Origin of the sequence: Salinisphaera hydrothermalis C41B8 (genome assembly GCF_000732535.1) — a bacterium.
Classification (GTDB): domain Bacteria; phylum Pseudomonadota; class Gammaproteobacteria; order Nevskiales; family Salinisphaeraceae; genus Salinisphaera; species Salinisphaera hydrothermalis.
Genome location: NZ_APNK01000002.1, coordinates 229,394 through 251,532 on the forward strand (window position 1 = coordinate 229,394; position 22,139 = coordinate 251,532).

General features: G+C 61.7%; 21 protein-coding genes. 11 read left to right on the forward strand and 10 right to left on the reverse strand.

Annotated elements, in window-relative coordinates:
* Nucleotides 1-12: 12 nt before the first annotated feature.
* Nucleotides 13-1,071, reverse strand: a complete 1,059-nt coding sequence (locus C41B8_RS02575) for a DMT family transporter (RefSeq protein WP_198025014.1) — start codon at nucleotides 1,069-1,071, stop codon at nucleotides 13-15.
* Here C41B8_RS02575 and C41B8_RS02580 point away from each other — a divergent pair.
* Together C41B8_RS02580 and C41B8_RS02585 are read left to right on the forward strand one after the other, a co-directional pair.
* Nucleotides 1,031-1,921 carry a LysR family transcriptional regulator gene (locus C41B8_RS02580; RefSeq protein WP_037333540.1) on the forward strand — a complete coding sequence of 297 codons (891 nt, stop codon included), beginning with the start codon at nucleotides 1,031-1,033 and terminating at the stop codon, nucleotides 1,919-1,921. The genes C41B8_RS02575 and C41B8_RS02580 overlap by 41 nt on opposite strands.
* 384 nt (nucleotides 1,922-2,305) lie before the next feature.
* Nucleotides 2,306-2,692 (forward strand): hypothetical protein, encoded by a 387-nt coding sequence (locus tag C41B8_RS02585; RefSeq protein WP_037333542.1) that lies wholly within the window; start codon nucleotides 2,306-2,308, stop codon nucleotides 2,690-2,692.
* Nucleotides 2,693-2,825: 133 nt separating this feature from the next.
* On the opposite strand, the gene C41B8_RS02590 is transcribed toward C41B8_RS02585, so the two are convergent.
* The 4 genes from C41B8_RS02590 to C41B8_RS02605 form a co-directional block, all read right to left on the reverse strand.
* Nucleotides 2,826-3,125 carry a helix-turn-helix transcriptional regulator gene (locus C41B8_RS02590; RefSeq protein ID WP_037333545.1) on the reverse strand — a complete coding sequence of 100 codons (300 nt, stop codon included), beginning with the start codon at nucleotides 3,123-3,125 and terminating at the stop codon, nucleotides 2,826-2,828.
* A 109-nt stretch (nucleotides 3,126-3,234) separates the two neighbouring features.
* A complete protein-coding gene (locus C41B8_RS02595) occupies nucleotides 3,235-4,125 on the reverse strand; it encodes a cation diffusion facilitator family transporter (RefSeq protein ID WP_037333547.1) in 891 nt (296 codons plus the stop codon).
* A 145-nt stretch (nucleotides 4,126-4,270) separates the two neighbouring features.
* On the reverse strand, nucleotides 4,271-4,597 hold the full coding sequence (locus C41B8_RS02600) for a hypothetical protein (RefSeq protein ID WP_037333550.1): 327 nt from the start codon (nucleotides 4,595-4,597) through the stop codon (nucleotides 4,271-4,273).
* A 166-nt stretch (nucleotides 4,598-4,763) separates the two neighbouring features.
* Nucleotides 4,764-6,005, reverse strand: a complete 1,242-nt coding sequence (locus C41B8_RS02605) for an NAD(P)/FAD-dependent oxidoreductase (protein ID WP_037333553.1) — start codon at nucleotides 6,003-6,005, stop codon at nucleotides 4,764-4,766.
* Nucleotides 6,006-6,277: 272 nt separating this feature from the next.
* Here C41B8_RS02605 and pnuC point away from each other — a divergent pair, with 272 nt between their 5' ends.
* From pnuC to C41B8_RS02625, 4 genes are all read left to right on the forward strand, one after another.
* Entirely contained in the window at nucleotides 6,278-6,886 is a 609-nt protein-coding gene (gene pnuC / locus C41B8_RS02610; protein WP_051882831.1) for a nicotinamide riboside transporter PnuC, read from the forward strand.
* Nucleotides 6,883-7,443, forward strand: a complete 561-nt coding sequence (locus tag C41B8_RS02615; RefSeq protein ID WP_051882833.1) for an AAA family ATPase — start codon at nucleotides 6,883-6,885, stop codon at nucleotides 7,441-7,443. Before pnuC ends, C41B8_RS02615 begins: the two co-directional genes overlap by 4 nt.
* Before the next feature lie 187 nt (nucleotides 7,444-7,630).
* Entirely contained in the window at nucleotides 7,631-8,026 is a 396-nt protein-coding gene (locus tag C41B8_RS19955) for a DUF3015 family protein (RefSeq protein ID WP_084188402.1), read from the forward strand.
* A 114-nt stretch (nucleotides 8,027-8,140) separates the two neighbouring features.
* Nucleotides 8,141-8,524, forward strand: a complete 384-nt coding sequence (locus tag C41B8_RS02625; protein WP_037333559.1) for a DUF4168 domain-containing protein — start codon at nucleotides 8,141-8,143, stop codon at nucleotides 8,522-8,524.
* Between the two features lie 121 nt (nucleotides 8,525-8,645).
* On the opposite strand, the gene C41B8_RS02630 is transcribed toward C41B8_RS02625, so the two are convergent.
* Nucleotides 8,646-9,830: an iron-containing alcohol dehydrogenase gene (locus C41B8_RS02630; RefSeq protein ID WP_037333872.1), complete on the reverse strand. Its 1,185-nt coding sequence runs from the start codon at nucleotides 9,828-9,830 to the stop codon at nucleotides 8,646-8,648.
* 156 nt (nucleotides 9,831-9,986) lie between these two features.
* On the opposite strand from C41B8_RS02630, the gene C41B8_RS02635 reads away from it, so the two are divergent.
* Together C41B8_RS02635 and C41B8_RS02640 are read left to right on the forward strand one after the other, a co-directional pair.
* Entirely contained in the window at nucleotides 9,987-10,289 is a 303-nt protein-coding gene (locus C41B8_RS02635) for a putative quinol monooxygenase (RefSeq protein ID WP_037333876.1), read from the forward strand.
* Between the two features lie 827 nt (nucleotides 10,290-11,116).
* Nucleotides 11,117-11,701 (forward strand): acetate uptake transporter, encoded by a 585-nt coding sequence (locus C41B8_RS02640; protein ID WP_037333562.1) that lies wholly within the window; start codon nucleotides 11,117-11,119, stop codon nucleotides 11,699-11,701.
* Between the two features lie 66 nt (nucleotides 11,702-11,767).
* Here the strand turns inward: C41B8_RS02640 and C41B8_RS02645 are convergent, their stop codons facing one another.
* The gene (locus C41B8_RS02645) at nucleotides 11,768-13,381 is read right to left on the reverse strand and encodes a multicopper oxidase family protein (protein ID WP_037333565.1); all 1,614 of its coding nucleotides are present in this window, start codon (nucleotides 13,379-13,381) and stop codon (nucleotides 11,768-11,770) included.
* A 123-nt stretch (nucleotides 13,382-13,504) separates the two neighbouring features.
* Nucleotides 13,505-15,226 (reverse strand): phospholipase C, encoded by a 1,722-nt coding sequence (locus tag C41B8_RS02650; protein ID WP_037333569.1) that lies wholly within the window; start codon nucleotides 15,224-15,226, stop codon nucleotides 13,505-13,507.
* Between the two features lie 152 nt (nucleotides 15,227-15,378).
* On the opposite strand from C41B8_RS02650, the gene C41B8_RS02655 reads away from it, so the two are divergent.
* Genes C41B8_RS02655 through C41B8_RS02665 form a run of 3 tightly spaced genes read left to right on the forward strand, consistent with a single transcriptional unit; the run spans nucleotide 15,379 to nucleotide 17,120 of the window.
* Nucleotides 15,379-15,993, forward strand: coding sequence for a carbonic anhydrase (locus tag C41B8_RS02655; protein WP_037333572.1), 615 nt, complete (start codon nucleotides 15,379-15,381; stop codon nucleotides 15,991-15,993).
* Between the two features lie 6 nt (nucleotides 15,994-15,999).
* Nucleotides 16,000-16,542, forward strand: coding sequence for a GNAT family N-acetyltransferase (locus C41B8_RS02660; RefSeq protein ID WP_084188403.1), 543 nt, complete (start codon nucleotides 16,000-16,002; stop codon nucleotides 16,540-16,542).
* Nucleotides 16,539-17,120 carry an acyl carrier protein phosphodiesterase gene (locus C41B8_RS02665; RefSeq protein ID WP_051882835.1) on the forward strand — a complete coding sequence of 194 codons (582 nt, stop codon included), beginning with the start codon at nucleotides 16,539-16,541 and terminating at the stop codon, nucleotides 17,118-17,120. Before C41B8_RS02660 ends, C41B8_RS02665 begins: the two co-directional genes overlap by 4 nt.
* A gap of 57 nt (nucleotides 17,121-17,177) precedes the next feature.
* Here the strand turns inward: C41B8_RS02665 and C41B8_RS02670 are convergent, their stop codons facing one another.
* Both C41B8_RS02670 and hrpA read right to left on the reverse strand, forming a co-directional pair.
* Nucleotides 17,178-17,708 carry an invasion associated locus B family protein gene (locus tag C41B8_RS02670; RefSeq protein ID WP_037333575.1) on the reverse strand — a complete coding sequence of 177 codons (531 nt, stop codon included), beginning with the start codon at nucleotides 17,706-17,708 and terminating at the stop codon, nucleotides 17,178-17,180.
* A gap of 379 nt (nucleotides 17,709-18,087) precedes the next feature.
* Nucleotides 18,088-22,071, reverse strand: coding sequence for an ATP-dependent RNA helicase HrpA (gene hrpA, locus C41B8_RS02675; protein ID WP_051882839.1), 3,984 nt, complete (start codon nucleotides 22,069-22,071; stop codon nucleotides 18,088-18,090).
* Nucleotides 22,072-22,139: the final 68 nt, after the last annotated feature.

Below are 22,139 nucleotides of genomic sequence, written 5' to 3' on the forward strand. Positions count from 1 at the left end.
TGGGCCTGCACACTAACGCGCCTCGGTGCTCGCCGCGTCGGCTCTCAGAACCAGCGAGCCGGCCGATGCAATCAAAACCATGCCGATCAGAGTCGGCGGATTCGGGATTTCATCGAAGAATATATAGCCCCAGAACGCCGCGAAGATCAGAAAGCTGTAATCGAACACGGCAATGACCTGCGGCCGCGGCGACTGATAGGCCCGTGCAAGGCCCACGCTGATACCGATCATCAGTAGCGCCAGGACGATGATCGTGCGCCATTCACCGGGGCTCATGGTGCCCCAGTGGCCCAAAAGGAACGGGTAGTCCAACGCGGAGCCGACTTTGGTGCTCGCTATCAGGATGCTGGCCAGCGCTCCCCAGAGCAGAAGACTCAAATTCAACCAGACCGCTAGAGTAGCCGCCGATGTAGCGCGGCACCGAGCCCGGGTGACGACCGCAGCCACCGCATAGAACAACGCCGCGCCAAGCGGGACCAGGGCCAAGGGTTGGAACGCCGAGGCGCCGGGTTCGACGACCAACAGTACACCCAAGAATCCGATAAGAATGGCGACCCACTGGCGTGGCGTGACGGGATCGCGCAGGAGTAGGGCGGACAAGGTCACGATGAATAGCGGGGCGGTATAGATCGACGCCGCAATCACCGATAGTTTCAGCCAGGAGATGACGGCGTACATCGCGAGATACATCAATGCGAGCAGCATGCTGCGCAACAGGATCCAACCCAGGCCGGGCACTCGGATGCGTCCGCGGGTCGCGATCAACAAAACCGGCAGTACAAACGCTGACCGTAGAACGTAAATCTGCCATAACGTCATGGCAATGCTATATTTTTTTATAAACGCATCAGCCAGAGCCATGCCGAATACGGTGGCGACAATCGTCATGATGCCCACGGTCGTCGAGCGTGGCTTTACTGCGGGAAACGACATAATTCGGTGCGATAGAGCGGATGAACCCAGCGTTCCAGAGCGCATGACATGCGCATAGGCGCTACAGTGGCAATACACTCTTCGAAAAATTCGAACAATGGATCGAGCTGATCTCGCGGCGCTGCAGACATTCGTCACGATTGCGGATCAAGGCTCATTACGAGCGGCCGCCCGCGTGCTCGGCGTCAATCCCCCTGCGGTATCGCATCAATTGAAGGCCTTCGAGACCCGTCTTGGCACGCCGTTGTTCCTCCGCACAACACGCGCCTTGACGCTGACGGATGCGGGCCGGGCCGTTTACGACGGCAGCGCCCATCTACTGAATACCGTCGAGGAAACGCTCGAAGCGGTGCGCGATGTCCGCCGGGCACGGGCAGGGCGGTTGCGGATCACGCTGCCGTTTCGCGCCTGGCAGCTCATCATCGCGCCGCGGATCGATGCGTTTCAGGCGGCTTATCCCAGGATCGAGCTAGACCTGACGATCGACGAAGCTCTGGTGGATCTCGCAGCTCACGGTTTCCATGCCGGCATACGACTAGGCGATTATCTGCAAGACACGCACGTCGCAGTCGGGTTGTCCGAGTCGGAACCGGGCGCATACGTCGCATCGCCGCAGTACCTGGAACGCAACGGTGTGCCGGCGACGCCTCGGGATTTGCTCGATCACGACTGCATCAGGCACCGGCGATCGACCTCGAGACGCATGGCCGAATGGCGATTCATGACGTCGGAGGGCGAATTCGCGGTCGAGCCGCACGGGCGGCTGATATTCAACGACCTGAGAACGGTGGTCGCCGCGGCTCGCCAGGGGCTGGGCATCGGTTGGTCGCTAAAGCGGGGCGTTCAGGCGCAACTTGAGAGCGGGAGTCTCGTCCAGGTACTCGAAACATTCACGCCGACGCGGCCGGGCTTTTGTCTGTATTACCCGCGGTCGGTACGCCAGCTCGGCTTGCTACGGGCGTTCATCGAGCATTTTCGCCTGCACTAGGGCGTGTCGTCATGAGAGACGCCACCGCATGAGGTCCGCCCATCGTGTCAGGCAAGGCGCATGCCGCCGAGCGTGGCGGGCCCCACGGTCAAGGCATGCAACGCCGCCTGGCGCGGTGGGCGGGCCTCACCCGCAGGGCCCGTGCCCGTGAGGCGGCAATCCGGCGTTATCGTTCGCTCACGTGGCCGGGCCACGCGACGCTCACGATGCCTTGTCTTGCCACCTCGCGGGCGCGGGTGCGGCGGTGTATCTCATGACAACACGCCCTAGTTGGCTTGGCGCAGATCCACTTCGCTCATCGCTGTAGCGTGTTGCCGTCTGTGAAGCTGATTTTCGTCTCCAAAAACGGGTACGTTCCAGCTCCATGGACGATAGGGGGCTCGCATGGAACCGAACTACTTCAGATTGACCCTGTCGGTAGCCGCCGGCGTATTCCTTGGCCTTTTGGTGTTTTCGCTTTTTTCGTGGTTCGCCGCCATGCTCTGGCTCGGCGCGGTGACTTCCCATCTCGACGAGATCGTCGGCTCCGTGTCTTCATCGTCGTCACCCGGGCCGGCAACGATATCCTCGAACGCGCAGGTCTCGTCGGATCGTGCCGAGATCAATGCCAGCGACCGTCAAAACACGAAGACCGGAAAGCGGCTTCGTTTTCTCTGTGATGAGTGGACTCGTAATGCCAGCGCTACGCCGACGCAGACAACGATTTCGGGAGCTGGTGACGCCTGTCGCCGCTACCAGCATTACATTGATACAGGCGTCGTTTTGAAGTAGTCGAGCTCGCGCTTAGCTCAACCTGAGGCGCGCCAGGTTGTTGATAGTGTCGCCTCAACAGTTCCAGCCCGTGAGCTCTCGAACAGGCGGCAGTGACACCGAAATCATGGGTGCTGTTCGTCGCATGGTTCGCTCAGCGCTTCGCGGGTTCCAGGCATCCGTCGTTGCGCTGGGCGAACTCGAACAGCCACAGATCGGCCGGATAGATCGGGTAGCCCGTGGGCGTGTACAGCGCGCCATCGCGACCGAACCGATGCCCGGACCACTGATGCGAACGCGACGGCAGCACCGGCAGACCGGAGGCCACCGAGGCGAGCACCAGAAACGCCGCACGCGGCATGCGTCCGGTGGATCGCCAGCGGTAGAGCGTCGCCGGCGAGATCTCCAGCAACGTCGTAATCTGATCCGGCCGCAACCAGACTCGATCGAGCACCGAGGCCGACGAGTTCAGCCGCGTCCGATACTGTGCATAATGTATATTATGTTAAATTATGTTATGACCGATTTCGTTCCGCACTGCTGAATGCCGCAAGACTGCGTCACTACTGCGGCAGATAGACGTTCGAGACCTTGGCCTTGTCTTCTGGCTCGACGTGAATCGTTACCGTACTGTCAGCGACCTCATCTTCGATTGCGGCTTCAAGCCGGTCGCAGATGACGTGGGCTTCATCGACCGACATGTTACCGGGCACTACCAGATGAAAATCGATGAACGTCCGTCGGCCGGCATGCCGTGTCCGTAGATCGTGGGCCTGATAAGCCCCCTCCGAATGGTGAAAGATCGCGGTCCGTATTCGATTGAGTTCGTTTTCGGATACCGCTTCATCCATCAGGCCACCCACGGATTCCCGCACGAGTTGCCAGCCGGACCACAGGATATTGATTGCCACGAGAATTGCGATCGTCGGATCCAGCCATAGCCACCCGGTGAGACCGACGAGCACGACACCGGCAAAAACGCCGACCGATGTCACCACGTCCGCGTACAGGTGGCGTCCATCGGCGACTAACGCTGGCGACTTCACTCGTCTGCCTTGGCGTACCAGAACCCCCGCCCATACGGCATTGATTACGGTGGCCGCCGCGTTAAGCAGAAGCCCACGCAGTGGCGCATTGAGCGTATGTAATTCGAAGAAGGTCTGCGCCGCTTCACGAAATATTGCCAGCGCAGCAATCACGATCAGCACGCCTTCGAGCACGGCGGAAAAATATTCCGCCTTGTGATGACCGTACGGATGATTTTCGTCGGCCGGCATCGCGCTGACGCGAAGCGCGACAACTGCGGCGCCGGCGGCCACGATATTGATGATGCTCTCGAGCGCGTCGGAATACAGCGCGGCACTGCCCGTGACCGCGTATGCCACGTACTTCAGCAGAAACACGATGATGCCGACGATAACGCTGCCGACGGCGTAACGAACGGTCGTAATCACTGAGCAGCCGTGCCGGGAAACGGCTGCGGATAATAGAGGCGTACGCCTGTAAATTGCAATTTCGCCCCGTAGGGTCGATTTTTATGCCTGAATTACCAAACTTTCATCTTGCCAAGTTTGTTACCACGCCGACCGTGTTGCCCTGCTAATTGGGTTTGTCGTCCATTTTCGGCCCCTCGCCGCCAGGCGTAGCTGGCCCGATTTTCTGCTGGCCCAGCTGCTCGCGCAGGCTGCCGAGCTCTTTAAGCGTTGCGACGACATGGGCGAGACGTTCTTCCGACCATTTCTGCACATAGGACGGCACGCTGCCATCGCCATTGCTCATATGCGAATCGACGGCCAGCGCATCGGTCAGATGTGCTTCGAAGCGCTCGATATCCGGGAGAACGCTCGCCAATTGCTCGCGCGGCAACGCGACACCACCGATGTCGATATGTGAAGACGGAAGTCGATGCGGATCGGTTACGCTCATATAGATTACTTATCGCAAATTCAAATTTAAGAACTCGCTTTTACCGAGACGATACTCGCTCTTGTGGCCTGAATTCATGTCCTCGCCGGGTCAATCACGGCCATGAAGATGGCGTGACGACCGACTTGGTTTCGCGAGCAGCTAGGTATCATGACCGCCGTCGCGCTCAAAACCGGTCGCTCCGGAACGGTTTCATATCCACGATCGGACGCTCGCCGTCCATGAGTTCGCCGACCAGACGGCCCGTCGTCGGCCCTAGTGTGAACCCTTGATGCCCGTGACCGAAGGCAAACCACAGGTTTTCATGCTGATGCGCGGGCCCGATGACCGGTTTCATATCGGCCAAGCACGGCCGCGCGCCCTTCCACGGCTCGGCCTCCTTACGTGCGCCAAGCGCGAACATTTCGCGGGCCGCCTCTTCGGCCGCCGACAGCTGACCAAAACGTGCCGGCGCGTCGATGGTATTAAGTTCGGCGCCGGTGGTCAGCCGCAGACCTGCCCGTTTCGGCGTAAGCAGATAGCCCTTCTCAAAGTCCATCACGCCATAGTTGAGCGCCCTGCCCTCGGCCGGTTCGTAATGCATGTGATAACCGCGCATGACGAACATCGGCATGCGGTAGCCGAGCCGGTCGAGCCAGACCGGCGACCACGGCCCGGTGGCCAGCACGAGGTCGTCGGCCCGATGTTCGCCGCGATCGGTATCGAGACGCCAGCCATGGCCCGAAGGCTCGGCGCTGCGAGCCTCGGCTTTTTCGATACGCCCACCGCGGGCGACGAAATCGTCCGCATAGGCTTGTACCAGAGCACCGGGATCAACCACTGACCAGGCATTGGTCCAGTGAATGGCGCCAATAGCGCAGGAACCAAGGGACGGCTCGATCGTATGCAACTGGGCGGCGTCGAGCGCCTCGAACGTCACCCCGAATCGCTCGCGGAACTCGGCGGCCTGGGCGAGCTCGGCCTGGAAGGTATCGCTCGAGCGAAACACCTGCAGCCAGCCGTCGCGACGAATCAGATGTTCGGCGTTGGCCGCGGTGAACATCACCTCATGTTCGGTCGTGCAATGCTGAATAAGCGACGCATATTCGGGCACGATGCGCGCAAAACTCTTGGGCGCCGAATACCGCCAGTACTGCCACAGCGGATTCGCTTCGGCGAACATGGCGCCGGTGCGATAGCGAATATCGATGCTGCGGTTGGGCAGGACGCGCCAGATATCGGACAGATCACGCGGAAACGGATGCGGTTTGACCGCCTCGCGCTGAATAAGCCCGGCATTACCATAGGATGTTTCGCGACCGGGCTCGCGTCGGTCGACAAGCGTGACCTCGCGGCCGCGCAAGCGAAGATGCCAGGCAATGCTAACGCCGACCATGCCGGCTCCGAGTACCACAGTGTGTCGAGACATGCTCGGCCCGATGGACGTTGGTGAGACTAATGCTAAACCGCTTGCCGCGGCGGTCAAGCACGGGCTTGTAAGGCGCAGCGACGACGACTAGCATGACCGGTGTCCAAGGGGAGCCAAACGGCTGAGAGGTCCGCACAAAGCGGACGACCCTGGGGCCTGCGTTTCGCGACACTGCTCGCCATCGACGAGTTGCAGGCCCTCGTACCTGATCCGGTTAGTACCGGCGTAGGAATGGCCATGAAACATTTGCACACCATCTTCGGCGCTGCGTCATGAGCGCTTTTCTCGACGCCCTCTGGCACGGTTTCTTCGATGCGTCCTGGATCGAGCAGACGGCCACCGTGCTCGGCTTGTTGGGGGTATGGCTGGCGACGCGCCAGAGTCTCGCGAATTTCCCGATCGGGCTGGTACAGGTGGTGCTCGCCGCTATCGTCTTTGCCGGACAACGGCTGTATGCCGATATGTCGCTCCAGGGTGTTTATTTCATTGCTCTGGTGTATGGCTGGTGGTGCTGGACGCACCCTAATCACCGCCGTTCGCGTCTGCCGGTGACCCGGCTAGGTACAACGCAACTCGTCGGTTTGATTACGCTGGGCCTGATCGCGACCGCGGGCTGGGGGGCCCTGCTCGCTCGGCTCGGCGACCCTATGCCGTGGCGCGATGCTTTCATCGCCGCGTTCGGCGTATTGTCGCAATGGCTCGAGGCGCGCAAAAAGATCGAGGCCTGGGGCGGATGGGTTGTAGTGAATATCGCCGGCCTAGCCGTGTATACCGCCATCGGGCTGTACTGGTTCGTATTCCTGTATAGCCTTTACTTGGTGCTCTCTTTCATTGGCCTGCGTTCGTGGTCGATCAGCTACCGGCAGGACGCGCCCGCGTGACCGCGCGCATTGCCGTATTCGGGACCGAGTCGACCGGCAAAACCACCCTCGCACGCCGGCTGGCCGACCTGTTCGCCGCGCCTTGGGCCCCGGAATACGTGCGTTGCTTCTGGGATGAACATAACGGCGTCATTCGCGACGAGGATCTCGGCGCCATCGCCAAAGGCCAAATAGAAAACGAGGAAACCGCAGCCGCTCGGGCCGATTCGATCGTCATTTGTGACACCGAGCTGATCACTAACACAATCTGGGCAGATCTTCTGTTTCCCGGTGCTTGCCCCGATTGGGTGCGTCGGGAAGCGGAACGCCGCGCGCCAAACTATGCGCTTTACCTGCTTTGCGATACCGATGTCGAATTCGTGGACGACGGGCAACGCTGTTTTCCGGGTACCGCCGAACGCGAACGTTGTCGGCAAATCTGGCGGCAGGCTCTGATCGCGCGCAATTTGCCGTTCGTGGAGGTCAGCGGCTCGCTGGAAACGCGACTGATGCACGCCGCGACTGCCATCGAACGCGTTGCCGGCGTCACCGTTGCCAGCCCCGGTTCGACGCGCTGATTCGACCGGCGCCCGACTCTTTCCGGGTCTCGATCATCGAATCACGCTGCATCGCACGCCTGTGTTTGGAGAGAGCGCGGCCAGACGTCATGCTCGACAACGATCGGTCGAATATGTCCTATTCGGGCGGTTAGACGACACGGGGGGCTTGCCCCGCCTGTGCCATTTGCTCTTCCCGGAATACGTCATGGTTAAACCTCTCGGCCTTGCCGCCCTCGTCGCCGTCTTCGGAATAACCGGTTGCGCTGCCGTCACCAGCACGACCAACACGACGGCCGACGCGTTACAAACCGCGGGACACGGCATATCGGTATCGAGCCGATCCAGCACCAATGCGTCCCGGGGCCAGCCACAGAGCGCACGCGCGGCGCAAACACGCGCTTACGTCCGCTCGGAAATGGCCCAATTACGGCGCGAAGCTGCCCGCGGCGGCGGCGAACACATCGACGCGCTAGCCGAATTGCTGGGTCGCGACAACGCCCCGGCTCTGGGGCCGTGGATGCAGAAACATTACAACCGCCTGTTCGCGCCTCAGCAGAGCACGGCGGCATTCGTTCAGAATCTGCAAAGCGCTCGTAGCTAGACTCGTGTATCGATTGAAAGCGTTCAGGACCGCACCGCGGTAGCCAGCAAACTGGCCTCGATCCTGCAAGATCGATACACCCATCCGGAACTACACTTCTTAACAGGAGCTAGGATGCAGTTCATCAAGAGTCGCACGGCCATTGCTTTCGTACTGGGCGCCACCACGCTATTTGCCTTGCCGGCGCTGGCCGCCGACAACCCGAGTGCGGCGGCTAGCGCCAGTACCAAGGCAAAGTCGGCGGATCCGTTTACCGACAAGCAACTCAAGCAATTCGTCAAGGCCCAGGCGAATGTTCAGGCGGTCATCAAGAAATGGGATGACAAGGTCGCAAAAGCGGACGACAAGAAAGCCGCTCAGAAAAAAGAAAACAAGGCCATGGTCCAGGCTGTTAAAGACAGCGGTTTGACGCCCAAGCAATACAACCGTATCGCGCAACAGGCGCAGAAAGATCCGGAACTGACCAAGCGCATTCAGTCGTTCATGACGCCACAGTAAGCACCATAGCTCTCGACAGCCCCGACACCGCGCCCTGCCCGGGCGCGGTTTTCTTGCAGCGAAATAGCGGCCGCCGCTTCGCGTCGGTGGTCAAAACCTCCGAATAGGCGCGACATATCGTCTACATGCGCTGATGCCAAACCGTTTCGTATAGCGCCACGATTTGCCCGGCGTCTGGCACACGTGGATTGTTTCCGGGCGAGCCCGAAGCCAGCGCCTGTTCGGCCATGGTATCGAGTGCCGCCTGCCATTTGTCCCGCGAAATTCCGTAGGCCGCTGGCCCGGGCACTTCCAATTCCGTGTTCAGAGCAAGCAGTTCTCGAACGAGCAATCGCACCGCTGCGGCATCCGAGTTAGCGGCATTCGCGGCCCCGATGGCACGGGCGCAGGTCGCATATCGCTGCTGTGCCGCTTCGATCGAATAACGCGTCACCGCCGGCAGTAGCATGGCGTTCGACAGCCCGTGTGGCACGTGAAAAAACGCCCCGATCGGCCGGCTCATACCATGCACCAGGGCCACCGAAGCGCTGGAAAAGGCCAATCCGGCCAGGCTGGCACCGAGCATCATGGCTTCGCGCGCCGCGCGATTGTCCGGCTCGTGATAAACGATCCGTAGATTCGGACCGATCAGGCGCATCGCCGCCAGTGCCTGCTGGTCGGAAAACCCATTGGCCTTGCGGCTGACATAAGCCTCGATGGCATGCGTCAAGGCATCGATACCGGTATCGGCGGTGACGCGCGCCGGCACCGACAGACTGAGTTCATAGTCGACGATCGCGGCCGTCGGCATGAAACCGACACCGACACAAAGCATTTTTTCGTCGACCGTATCATCGGTGATAATCGTGAATCGCGTGCATTCGGAACCGGTCCCTGCCGTGGTCGGGATGGCGATCAAGGGCAGCCCGGATTGATCCGCCTGATGCGGAAATTTGTAGTCACGGATTTCGCCGCCGAAGTGGGCCAGGACGCCGATCGCTTTGGCCGAATCGATCGGACTACCACCACCGATCGCAACAACGCTGTCGAAGCCCTGACCGTTGGCCAATCCCTGCCGCATCTTCTCGACCCCGGCTGTGATAGATCGCTCGGTGGGTTCGGGCACGGTGTCGGCGAACACATCGGATACCATGCCCACGTCGCGCAGCAATCCTTGGGCCCGGTCGACATAGCCCAACTCCATCATCATGCGATCGGTGACGATCAACGGGCGTTGTACACCGAGCGCGGCAAGCACACCGGGGAGCCGGTCGAGCGCGCCGCCGCCGACCTCCATGATCCGCGGCATGAGAATGTTGTGGGGCATGTCCAGCTCCTCCATTATGGCGGCCTCATCGCGGCCGGGCCGATTGCGTCCTCTGATCTCGTCTTTTGTAGGCATCCGCCAGCGGTGGGTCAAGATAAGGGGCCTACCCGTACCGGCGTGTCGGACGCGGCCGCATCGTCCATCAAGGAGAAGTTCATGACCGCTCAACCCGGTTTTGTCGTCATCGCCGAGTTCGCTCTCAAGCCTGGTCAACGTGATGCGTTTCTCAAGCACGCCCGCGAGGACGCGCGCCAATCACTGGCCAATGAAGCGGATTGCCATCAGTTCGATATTCTGGTGCCGGAGTCCACGGAGAACAGCGTCGTGCTGCACGAGGCTTATACCGATCGGGCGGCTTTCGAAGCGCACACCCGTATGCCGCACTATCAACCGTTCAAGGACGCCACGGCGCCCCTGCTGGCATCCGACCCGGTGGTGCGTTTCTTCGGTATCGTGTGATGCGAAGGGCCACCGCCAGCTTTGGCTAGGCGCGAGCACGCAATGTCGAGCCCGATTCGACGCGCGCGACAACCCGGGTTACGGCGGTACGTGCACGTACCGGGACGCACGATCGAGAGCTGCAAGGTGCCGTTCAGGTAGCCGCGGCTATGATCAGCGCCATCCCGAGTCATGAAGCGACCATACACATGCGCTCGGGCCAATAACATGGCTGGCGGTACCAGCCCTGCTTTCTAGTACGACGTTACACAAACAAAATGGCCAACAAGCCAGCGATTGAAACTGACGTCGTACGCCGCAAATAAAAAAGGCGGCTTCCGGGACAGGAAGCCGCCAGCACGTCACAAACCGCTCACTGACGGCCGTTTAGCCTCAGACTAAACGCCGCACGCCGTCAGTACACGTTGCAGCCTGACAGTACGCAAATACAATGCCAGGACCATAGACGACGCTGGGCACAACCAGATCGTCTAGTGCTTAGTATTGGCCAAGCGCGCGTATTTGGCAATTAGCCAATCGAATCAGAAACTACGGCCGTCGCGCTCAAATCGGCTGCAATCACCGTCATGACGGCGTTTCTCGATACGTTCACGGTTTTGTTATTTTTTCAATCCCGAATTGCACGGAGCTGACTAACGGCACCCAATGCGCGCTTGGGTGCGTTGATCGGCCGATCTCCAGGCGTCCAGTCGGCGCCCCAACTTTGGCGTGAGGCACGCCACAGCCGAATTCGTGCTGTGTGCAACGAAAGTCGTCATCTTTTTCACGAGCGCTGCTGATAATCTCAAATTCCCAAAAGCACAATTCCAATTGGGGAGGAGAAATTCATGTCCGACGCTCAGATGAAACCCCTGGCCAACCCCGGCCCCCTGGGCCTTGTCGGGTTCGGTCTGACGACAGTTCTGCTTAGTCTCATCAACGCCCATATTCTGCCGAGTGGAGGCGAAGCCGTCGTCATTCCACTGGCGCTGGCCTATGGCGGGCTGATTCAACTTATTGCCGGGCTTCTCGAGTTTCGAACCGGCAATACCTTCGGGCTGGTCGCTTTTCTCAGTTACGGCGCTTTCTGGTGGTGGTTCGCCATGTTGCTGTTGTTTTCGGGCAATGGTTTGCTCGATCTCAGTGCGGCTGGCCCCACCATCGGGGTCGCGCTTCTTCTCTGGGGCGTTTTTACCTTCTATATGTGGATCGCGACTTTCCGTCTGAACCGCGCCTTGTGGTTCGTTTTTCTCACGCTCTGGATTACGTTCTTACTGCTGGGTATCGGCGACACGTTCGGCGCATCGGCCATCGGCACTGCGGGCGGCTATGTCGGCATCCTGTGCGGCGCATCGGCGATGTACACCAGCTTTGCCGAAGTCGTCAACGCCACATTCGGACGCGTCGTGGCGCCGGTCGGTGCCCGCGACTGATCGATAGCACCCAGGGCGGCGCCGGCTCGCAACCGGCCCGCCCTGTTGCGGTGACCGACGGCGCGCTCAGGTCGCCGCCGGCGGTCGGACAATATATGGGCGCATCATTTCGTTGGCCGCATGCTCCCAAATATGGCAATGCCAGACATAGCGCCCCGGATATCCGTCGAACGGTACGATGATGCGCGTCACCGAGCCGGGATGCGCCTGCACGACGTCTTTCCAACCGACCTCATTCGCTGCCGGCCCTTGTGATGGACCGACATAACGCAGTTTCTTGTGGTTTTCGTAGAGATACATGTCGATCGGTCGTCGATCCAGTATCTGAAAGCGCACCAAATGCAAATGAATCGGATGCGTGTCCTCGGTCAGGTTGATCAGATTCCAGATCTCGACGCTGCCGAGCTCGGGGTCTTCGGTTGGCTCCGCGTACCAGCGGGTGCCATTGAGCAGCATGAGCATCGAGTCGCCCGTAGGACGCATGTAATCGTTGAGCGTGAGGTGCCGGGTCCGCACCGCTTGGGCTTCCGGTATGCGCGGCACCGGGCGCAACGTCGACGGCATCTGCGATCGATCTCGATGCGTTTTGCCCCCCACGCGCAGCTGCATGACCGCATGTCCGTCGTTGGTCAGAGTGAACGTCTGATGCGACCAGTCGGCAAAATCGACGACCAAGTCGGCCCGCTCGGCCGGCGCGAGCAGGATTTCGGTCATCGGCACCGGTGCCGAGAGCAGACCTTGATCACTACCAATCTGATGGAACGGGCGCTTTCCACCCAGCGCGAGACGCAGAAAGCGCTGATTCGAGCCGTTGACCACCCGGAATCGATATTTACGCGGCTCGACCTCAAGATACGGGTAGAGTTTGCCATTGATCATGATGGCGTTGCCGCGAAACTCCGAAATCCACGGATGCCCCGGGATGCCCGAGGTCGGATAATAGAGTTGCCCTTCCGGGCTGAAATAGCGATCGCAGATGATAAGCGGGATTTCCTGATCGCCATTGGGTAATCCAAGCGCGGCCTCCACCTCATCGCGAATGAGAAACGCCCCCATCATGCCGGCATAGTGATTGAGACGGGATACGCCCATGGCGTGGTCGTGATACCAGAGCGTGGTGGCCTCCTGCCCGTTCGGATAATGCGCGGTCTTGGATTCGCCGGGCGGATACCAGTCTTCGGGATAACCGTCGCTGGCCGCAGGCGTCCGCCCGCCGTGCACGTGCACGATATTGCGTACCGACTGCGCACCCGGCTTCATGCCACAAACTGTATAGTCGACCGGAAGAAAATGCTCCGACGGCAGGTTGTTCACCCATTCCACCGATATCGCCTGGCCGGACACCGTGTCGAAGGTCGGCCCGGGATGACTGCCGTCGTAGGTCCACATTCGGGTGGGTTTCATGTCGCGATGCACCTGCACTTCGGCTTCGTTCATGCTGACCCGATAGTGCGGAATGCGTTGTCCGTGCTCGTCCGGTAGCGGCCACTGTCGCGTCGGTGCCGCCTTGGGCGGCACCGGGAGCGCATCGACGTATCGCGCCAGAGTTCGCGGGTCCATCGATAGTGCCTGGGGTGATTTGCGCCCTTCGTCGCCCCAACCCAGAGCGGGCATGCCGATACCCGCCGTGGCGGCACCAGCCGCTCCCATACGCAGAAAATGTCGTCGCGATATCGTCATGATCGGTTCCTGATCTCGCGTTTCACCGAGGCGCTGAAACGTAAAGACGTCCGCCGGTGACCCGATCGGACGTCGCAAAAAAGCGGCCGGGCGCCGGCACCCATGCCGGCGCCCCAAGCCACATCAGCTGCTCTTGGGCTCGCCGGTATTCGGATCGAGCAACAGCGTGCTGGCGTTCGGCGCGCTGCTGGCGCCGAAGTCGAACATGTTGTCGAGCGAACCGGCGATCTTGTCGAACGAGCCCTGGCCAAGGCGTTGGCCGCCGAGCCAGTTGTCTTCGATGAAGCGCATCACCGACGTCTGATCGGTGACCGTGTGGTCGACGAAGTTCTGCTTGGCCCAGGGCGAGATCACCAGCAGCGGCAGCCGAGGACCGTAACCACAGCGGCCCTGGGCCGGCTTCCCATCAATGCCGTCCAGCGGCTGGCTGCGCTGTACCGAGTCCTTGCCACCCGCGTTACAAGTGCCCGTGCCGTTGAGCGCATCCTGCATGCTCGCCGACGGGTTCACGTTCGGGCTGTAGCGATGGTCGTACCAGCCGTCCGAGTCGTCATAGGCGACGATCACGGCCGTGTGCTTCCACTCGCCCTGCTGCTGCAGGAAATTGACCACCTTGACGATGAAATCCTGTTCGTCGATCGGGTCCGAGTAACCGGCATGGCCATCCTGGTAGGCCGGCGCCTTGAGGAAGTTCACGGCCGGGAAGTTACCCGCCTTAACCGCATCGAAGAAATCGTGACTGTCATACTGATGATTGGCCGGGTCCTTGGTGTCGGTCTTTTTGCCGTTGCTGTCGACCTCGTAGGTATGCCCGATAGACGCCACATTGAACGGCCGCTTGTGGTCGAGATTGGCCGTGGACGAGTAATACTGGAACGGCTCGTGATGTGGGATGTAATCGGCCGAGGTCACCGGACCATTGGTGTTTTTGCCTGTAGTCGACACACTGGTCTGATGGCTGCGATCGCAGCCGGTCGTGCCATCGCTGTTGGTCACCGTCAGATCGAACCCGCCTTCGAACCAGCCCCAGGTCACCCCGGCCTTGTTCAGCATGTCGCCGATGTTGCGACCGCCCATGCGCACTTGTGTGTTGCCCGAACAGACATCACCCAGCGGATCCGGATCGCCAATCAACGTCTTGCCGCCGTTGCCGTCGGCCACGTAACCGTAGGTATTGTCGGCCGGCGACATCTGGATGATGCCGTTGGTCTGACCGGAAACCAGATTGATCGCGCCCGGCGACGACGGGCCAAAATTGGTGTCGTAGGAATTGTCGCTCATGGCATAGCGCTGGGCGTAGTTCCAGAGCGCGGTGACGGTGTTACCGTCGTAATACCCCATGGTGAGACCGGTGTTCTGGGTAGCCGTGGCGTTCTGCACGTCCGGCGGCGGGCCGCCTTTGCCAACCGAGCTCGGGAACAGATCCATGTCGCCATTATTGAACGCGATCTGCTCTGGCTCGTAGTTGTGATCCTGGTCGGCCGTCAGCGCCTGGCTGCGATCCAGTCGGAACGGGTTGCTCGCGCCACTGCCGTTCGCCGGATTCAGATTTGGATTGTTGTTCAACAGTTCCAGCGTGTAGTTATCGATATCCGTGGGCGTATCGGAAGCGGCCGTGAACTGCGGTTCGCCACTCGGGTTCGTGGCGTACGGATAGGTCCCGAAGTAATGATCGAACGACACGTTTTCCTGGAAGATGACGACCACATGCTGGATCGGTGTGGCCGTGGTATCCGAACTGTCGTTGCTGGCTGATGTGTTCTTGTTGTTGTGGTCGTTACACCCCGCGGCAAAGGCGATTAGACCGGTGGCGGCGATCAACGCCGTCCATTGACGGTAAGACATGAGACTTCCCCAAGTTGCTTGTGCTTGTCTGGCGAGCGATGCCGCCGATTAAAATAGGCCCTGGGCATGACCGTTTGATGACGTCGCGGGGCGTGCTTGAGTCGGGCGTGGCACAATGCCTGTCCATTACACGATCAAAGGGCCGTTAGCCCATGCTTTCTGCTGACGACGCGCTAGTTCGGCTGAAAAAAGGCAACCTGGATTTCGTCGAACATATCGCGGGTTCCAAAACGCTGGCCGGCCTTGGCGCGTCCGCCGAACTCGGTCTGAAACAACAACCCTTCGCCATCATTCTGGGCTGTTCCGATGCGCGCGTGCCGGCTGAAATCGTGTTCAACCAGGGGCTCGGCGATCTGTTCGTCATTCGTGTCGCCGGCAACGTTGTCGCCCCGTCCCAGATCGGCAGCATCGAGTTTGCCGCGGAAATGTTCGGCACGCGGCTCGTCGTGGTGCTCGGCCACACACAGTGTGGCGCGATCAAGGCAACCCTGGATCAGCTGCAACAGCCCCGCGAAAAACAGTCGCCCAATCTACGAGCGATCGTAGATCGCGTCCGGCCGTCGGTCGATGTCCTGCTCGGCACCGAGTTACGTCATGACCGCGTGGCCCTGGCGGCTGCGGCGGTACGTGCGAATATCGAAAAATCGGTCGATCAACTGCGGCACAGCTCGGCGATCCTCGAACACCTCATCGAGACCGACGACCTCAAGGTGGTCGGCGCCGAATACTCGGTTGAAACGGGCGCCGTTGATTTCTTAAACATATAACGCGCCATGACATCTGTATCGCCCCCTGAGCGGGCTACCACGACGATACGCCGCGTTCGCCCAACCGATGGCCCCGCACTGTCGGCGATCTATGCGCCGTTCGTCACCGACAGCGCTATCTCGTTTGAATACGAAGCGCCAGACGGTGACACCATGGCCCAACGCGCGCTCGTCATCGATGCCACCCATGCCTGGCTGGTCGCCGAATGCAACGGCCAGTGTCTAGGCTATGCCTACGCTGGCGAGTTTCGCAGTCGCGAAGCCTACCGAGGAACAGTCGAAGTATCGGTTTATCTGCACCAGGCCGCTCGAGGCCGCAGCTTGGGCGCCCGCCTCTACCACGCTTTGTTCGCCATACTCGCCGATCAGGGGCGCCGCATGGCGATCGCCGTAGTCACCGTGCCCAACCCGGTCAGCGTCCGTTTTCACGAACAGCTCGGCTTCCGGCGTATCGGCGTTATCGAAGCCGCCGGATACAAGTTCGGTCGTGCCCACGACGTCGCCTACTACCAGCGCGAGATCGGGCAAGACGGGCGCGATTGCTCATGAATTTGCTGGCTCATCTCTGGCTGGCCGAGCGAACCGGCACCTCGGCCGCCGGCCAGATTCTCGGCGACCTGGTTAAAGGCAGGCTCGACCACACGCCGTTTGACGCCGAGATCAGCCGGGGCATTCGACTACATCGCACCATCGACTCCACCAGTGATGCCCACCCCGCTCACCGTGCGCTACGCGAGCGGTTCCGGCCCCCGCTTCGCCGCTATGCCGGCATCATTGTCGATATCGGTTTCGATCACGCGCTCGCATGCGACTGGCGGCATTACAGTAGCGAGCCGCTCGAACAATTCGCGGCCCGGGCCGCCCGTCGTGTCGTCGACGAATGGCCCACCACAACGTCCTTCCAGCCGCCGCCCGTGGGCGGCTTTTCGGCCATGCTGACCGGCTATGCCGAAGCCCCCGGTATCGAACGCGCCCTGACCGTGGTCGGGCGGCGTGCCACGCGACGTAACCCGTTGTCGGGATCGCTGGATGCCGTGTTGGCCGAGTATCCGGGCTTTGCCGCCAGGCTGCCGGAACTGCTGGCCAGTCTGGAAGCGGCGCTCGACCATCATTTGCGTCGGACATAAAAAAACGCCGACCGGACACTCCGATCGGCGCCTGTAAGCGTCGTGTGCGCTTAACGATTAATGCGCGATGGCGTTGTTCGCATCGGTGAAGCCCGACAGCGACACCTTCAGATTGATCTGGTCACCCTTCGGGCCCACGATCGTCACCTGCGCCGTATGCCCGTGCTTGAGCTTGTTCAGCAACGAATTCTTGATCGGGAAATCGGCGCGGCAGCCTTGCTCCAGACAAATCTGAAAGGGGAAGCGGCGTGGCTGGTCGCCGTCCACGCTCAGCTGTACGCCCGGCGCCAGACGGGTTCCCAGCGGCAGAATGAAAATCATGGCCGCCGTATCAATCTGCGGCGGATACCCCATCACTACGCGCATGATCGGCTTGCCGGAATCCGGGCTTTTGACCAGCTGCGTCATCTCGCACTCGTTCTTATTACCCGACTTCGGACAGCGCACTTCCCAGTCGTTGTAGTGCGTGATCTTGACGTTGTCCTGCGCCGACTGGCTGGAAGAACTCTGAGCTGCCGCCGTGCCGACGACACCCAAAAGACTGGCCGCGCAAAGCAGGACCGCGGAAAACCGGAAAGCTCTCGACATTTGTTATTCCCCTTCGATGGATTGGACACGGGCCCTTGGCGTGCCGCGACCCGCGGTGTCGGCGTCTGAATGAGGACGCCGATGCAGCAAATTCGGTGCCACGCGATTCTCGCCCGAGCGTGGCGCAGATCGCAACGATCACGGCAACAGGGCGCGCGACCGGCAGCAACGCGAAACTGTAGTTGCCATTATGCCTTGCCGCAATCCAAGTCTGCAGGGTAACCGGCCCGCGCCGCTCCGAAATGGCCGATCCGAGAAACGCCCCACAGCATGGCCACCGCGCCCGTCCAGCCGGAGCGTATTCGTCGAGACAGGCAGGAAATTACGGTGAGATCGGCTCACCCGTCGTAAAGCCGGGCGCCGTTAAGTTGCCGTGGGCTCAACATGCCTTCAACTGTACATCCAGGCGTTTGGCCGACACCTTGATCGCCGTGCCGAGCTGCTGGGCGAACACTTGCACGCGGAACTCCTCGACCATCCAGCGCAGCAGTTCGAGTTCGGCCGACCACGCGCCGCGGCGCATGGCTTTGCCAGCCTTGTCCTTGTAGGCCTGCCAATACGGCGCGATGTCACGCATCCGCGCCTTGTCGGCAGCCGCGCCATCGGCGGCGAGCTTGTCGATTCGGGCTTCGACAGCCTTGAGATAGCGCGCCAGGTCGCGCGCCCGGGCGATCGGATCGTCGGCCGCACTCACGAAGCCAACGTGCACGAGATGCGCCAACTGATCGTTGATGTCCTCGACCGAGGCCACCCAGTCGAGCCCGATGTTCTTGGACAACCGCTTACGTACACGCGCCAGGGCATCCAGCGCCGGCTGCAGCGCGTCCCAGAGCGCCACCGCATCGGCCATGATGTGCGCCCGCACGGCTTCGACAGCGGCATCGAAGTCGTCCTTCGTGGTCGGCGTTTCACCGATCCGGCCATGGATGAGCGCGGTCAGCAGATCGGCCACCAGCACCGCTTCGTTGTCGCCCTCGATGATCGCCACGAGATCGGGATCCACGCCCGCCGTCTCCGGCGGCGTGGCGAACTGGCCGACCGCATAGCGCTTGAGATGCGGCAGATCGCGTTTGACCAGGCGCATCGGCCGGGTTGCCGCCAGGCGGATGAGCCGGATCACGCCGCGGCGATGGGCGCGCGCGGCTTGTTCGGCATCATCCAGCAGTTCCAGATCGACATGATCGACCCGGTCGATCAGGGCCGGCCAGGCCTCGATGCGCACACCGGCATGTTCGAGCGTGACCGCGCGATCGAGCGCGACGTCATCCGGCCATTCGGTGAGCCCTTCGCGGCGCATGCCGTGATCGGCCGACTGCGACACCGCGGCCCGCGCGCGTTCACCGAGTTCGTCCCGCAGTTTCGTCAGATCCCGGCCCGTAGCGAGCGCCCGGCCGTCATCGTCCACGATCTCGAAGCGCATACGCAGATGATCGCTCGGCTCGAAGCCTTCCCAGGCGTCATCAGGAATCTCCAGCCCGATCATCTCGTGAATCGCCCGGCGCAGTGCCGTTTCCGGGTCGCCTGTCCCGAACTCCACGCGCTCGGCCGCGGCCCGGGCGAAATCCGGCACCGGCACCACGCGCTTGCGCAGCGTCTTGGGCAAGGCTTTCAGATATTCCCGGAATTTCTCCTCGATCAGTCCGGGCACCAGCCAGTCGGCCCGCGCGCTATCCATCTGGTTGAGGGCCGCCAGCGGCACACGCGCGGTCACACCGTCCTCCGCCCGGCCCGGCTCGAAGGCGTAATCGAGCTTGACTGGCAAATCGCCGAGCGTCATTGATTCCGGATAGGCATTTTCCTCGAGCTCGACGCCGGCCGAGCGCAGCAGTTCGTCCTCGTCGAAGTGCAGCGCGTCGGCGTCGTTTTGCTTCAGCCATTTTTCCAGCGTCTTGCGATCGCAGACCGAGTCCGGCAGGCGGGCATCGTAGAACGCGGCCTGTGTGGTTTCGTCCACCAACAGATCGCGCCGACGGAAACGCGCCTCGCGATCCTGGATTTCCTCGACCACAGCCTGGTTATAGGCCAGAAACTCGGGTAGTCGCCCGCGCCGATCCGTTACCGCGAAAGCAACTAGCCCGTCGCGGATGAAGATCTCGCGCGCCAGCGTCGGGTCGATCCGACCGAAATCCACCTTGCGGCCGTCCGACAGCGTCAACCCGAACAGCTTGACGCGCTCGCGGGCCGCCACCTGCCCACGACGCTTTTCCCAGTGCGGATCGTAGCGCTCGCGCGTCACCAGATGGCCCGCGGCCGCTTCGATCCATTTCGGATCGACGCCCGCGACCGTATGCGCGAACAATGCGCTGGTCTCGATCAGTTCGCCGGCCACGATCCACTTCGGCGGCCGCTTGGCCAGCCCGGATCCGGGGAAAATCCGAAACTTGCGCCCGCGTGCTCCCAGATACTCGGCGCCGCGTCGGCGCGGCTTGCCGCCGGTCTTGCCCCGGCTCTGCCCCTCACCGTCGGCGGGTTCGTCCAGCTGGCCGATATGATCGAGCAGCCCCGGCAACAACGCCTGATGCAGGGCTACCGGATCGATTTCGGCCAACCGTCCGCGCGCCGGATCGCCCGAGAGTCCCAGATCGTGGCCGATCCGGCGCAGCTGGCGCGCCAGATCTTCCCATTCACGCATGCGCATGAAGTTCACGAAGCGGTTCTTGCACCAGGCGCGCAGTTTATTGCCCGACAGCTCGCGGCGGGCTTCGACGAAGCCGTCCCAGAGCTTCAGCAGGCTGATGAAGTCGGAGCGGCTGTCGGCGAACGGTTTTTGTGCCTCGTCGGCCGCCTCGCGCAACCCGGCCGGGCGCTCGCGCGGGTCCTGGATGGTCAGGCCCGCGGCGAGCACGCGCATGGCGGCCGGCACGCCGAACTGGTGCCCGGCGATCAGCATGCGCCCGATGCGCGGGTCGAGCGGCAGGCGGGCGAGCTGGCGCCCGAGTTTCGTGATCCGGCCATCCGCCAGCGCTTCCAGCTGGGCCAGCAGATTGCGGCCATCGTTGATGTAACGTCGCTCCGGCGGATCGATGAACGGAAATTCCTCGATCGCGCCGAGTTTCAAATCGGCCATCGTCAACAAGACGTTGGCGAGATTGGTCCGCCGGATCTCCGGATCGGTAAAGTCCGGCCGGGCTTCGTAATCAGCCTCGTCGAACAGCCGGACACAGATACCGGGCGCGATACGCCCGCAGCGGCCGGCGCGCTGGTTGCAACTCGCCTTGGACACCGGCTCGATCGGCAGCCGTTGAACCTTGGCCGCAGTGGAATAGCGGCTGATGCGCGCCAGCCCCGTATCCACCACATAGCGAATGCCGGGCACCGTGAGCGAGGTCTCGGCGACGTTGGTCGACAGCACCACGCGCCGGCCGTTGGACGGCGAGAAGATCCGGTTTTGCGCCGAGCGCGTCAGCCGTGCATATAACGGCACGATCTCTGGCCTATATTTTTCGCCGGCCAGCGCCTTCGACAGATGCCGCTCCACGTCGCGGATATCACGCTCGCCGGGCAGAAACACGAGAATATCGCCTGGCCCCTCGCGCCAGAGCTCGCGGACCGCGTCCTCGACCGCCTCCGGCTGATCGAGCGCGCGTTCGGATTCGGGTTCCACCGGCGGCCGATAGCGCACCTCCACCGGATAACCGCGCCCTTCCACATTGATGATCGGCGCGTCGTCGAAGAATTCGGCGAAGCGCTCCGGGTCAATCGTGGCCGAGGTGACGATCACTTTCAGATCCGGGCGTTTGGCCAGAATCCGCTTCAGATAGCCGAGCAGGAAATCGACGTTGAGCGTGCGCTCGTGGGCCTCGTCGATGATGATGGCTTCGTACTGGTTGAGAAACCGGTCGCGTGCGGTTTCGGCCAGCAGAATGCCGTCGGTCATGAGTTTGACCTGGGTGGCATCCGAGAGCTTGTTTTCGAACCGCGTCTGGAAACCCACTAACCCGCCAAACTCGGTGCCGGTCTCCTCGGCTACGCGCTGTCCCACGCTGCGGGCCGCCAATCGCCGCGGCTGAGTATGCCCGATCAGCCCGCGCGCGCCGATGCCCGCCTGCATGAGAATCTTGGGTAGCTGGGTCGTCTTGCCGGAACCGGTTTCGCCGCAGACGATTACCACTTGATTCGCCTCGATCGCGTCGCGGATTTCGTCCGCCCGGCCGGTCACCGGCAACCCCTCGGCAAGCTCGATCGACGGGCGCGCGGCGACGCGGCGTTCGGTGGCCGCCGCGCTGGCCGCAATACGCTGCTCGACGCCGGTGCGCTCTTCCGATTGGCGCGCCTTATGCCATTGCCGGGTCAGGCGGTAGCGGTCGCGGGTCTGTACCTGTGCGAGCAGGTCTTCAATCGATGCCTGGGTATCAGTGGACAACAGCGAGTTCCTGGAACCTGTTTGAAGTGTCGTGCGAGATCCGGCCGATCGCGCTGTGGCGGCCGGCC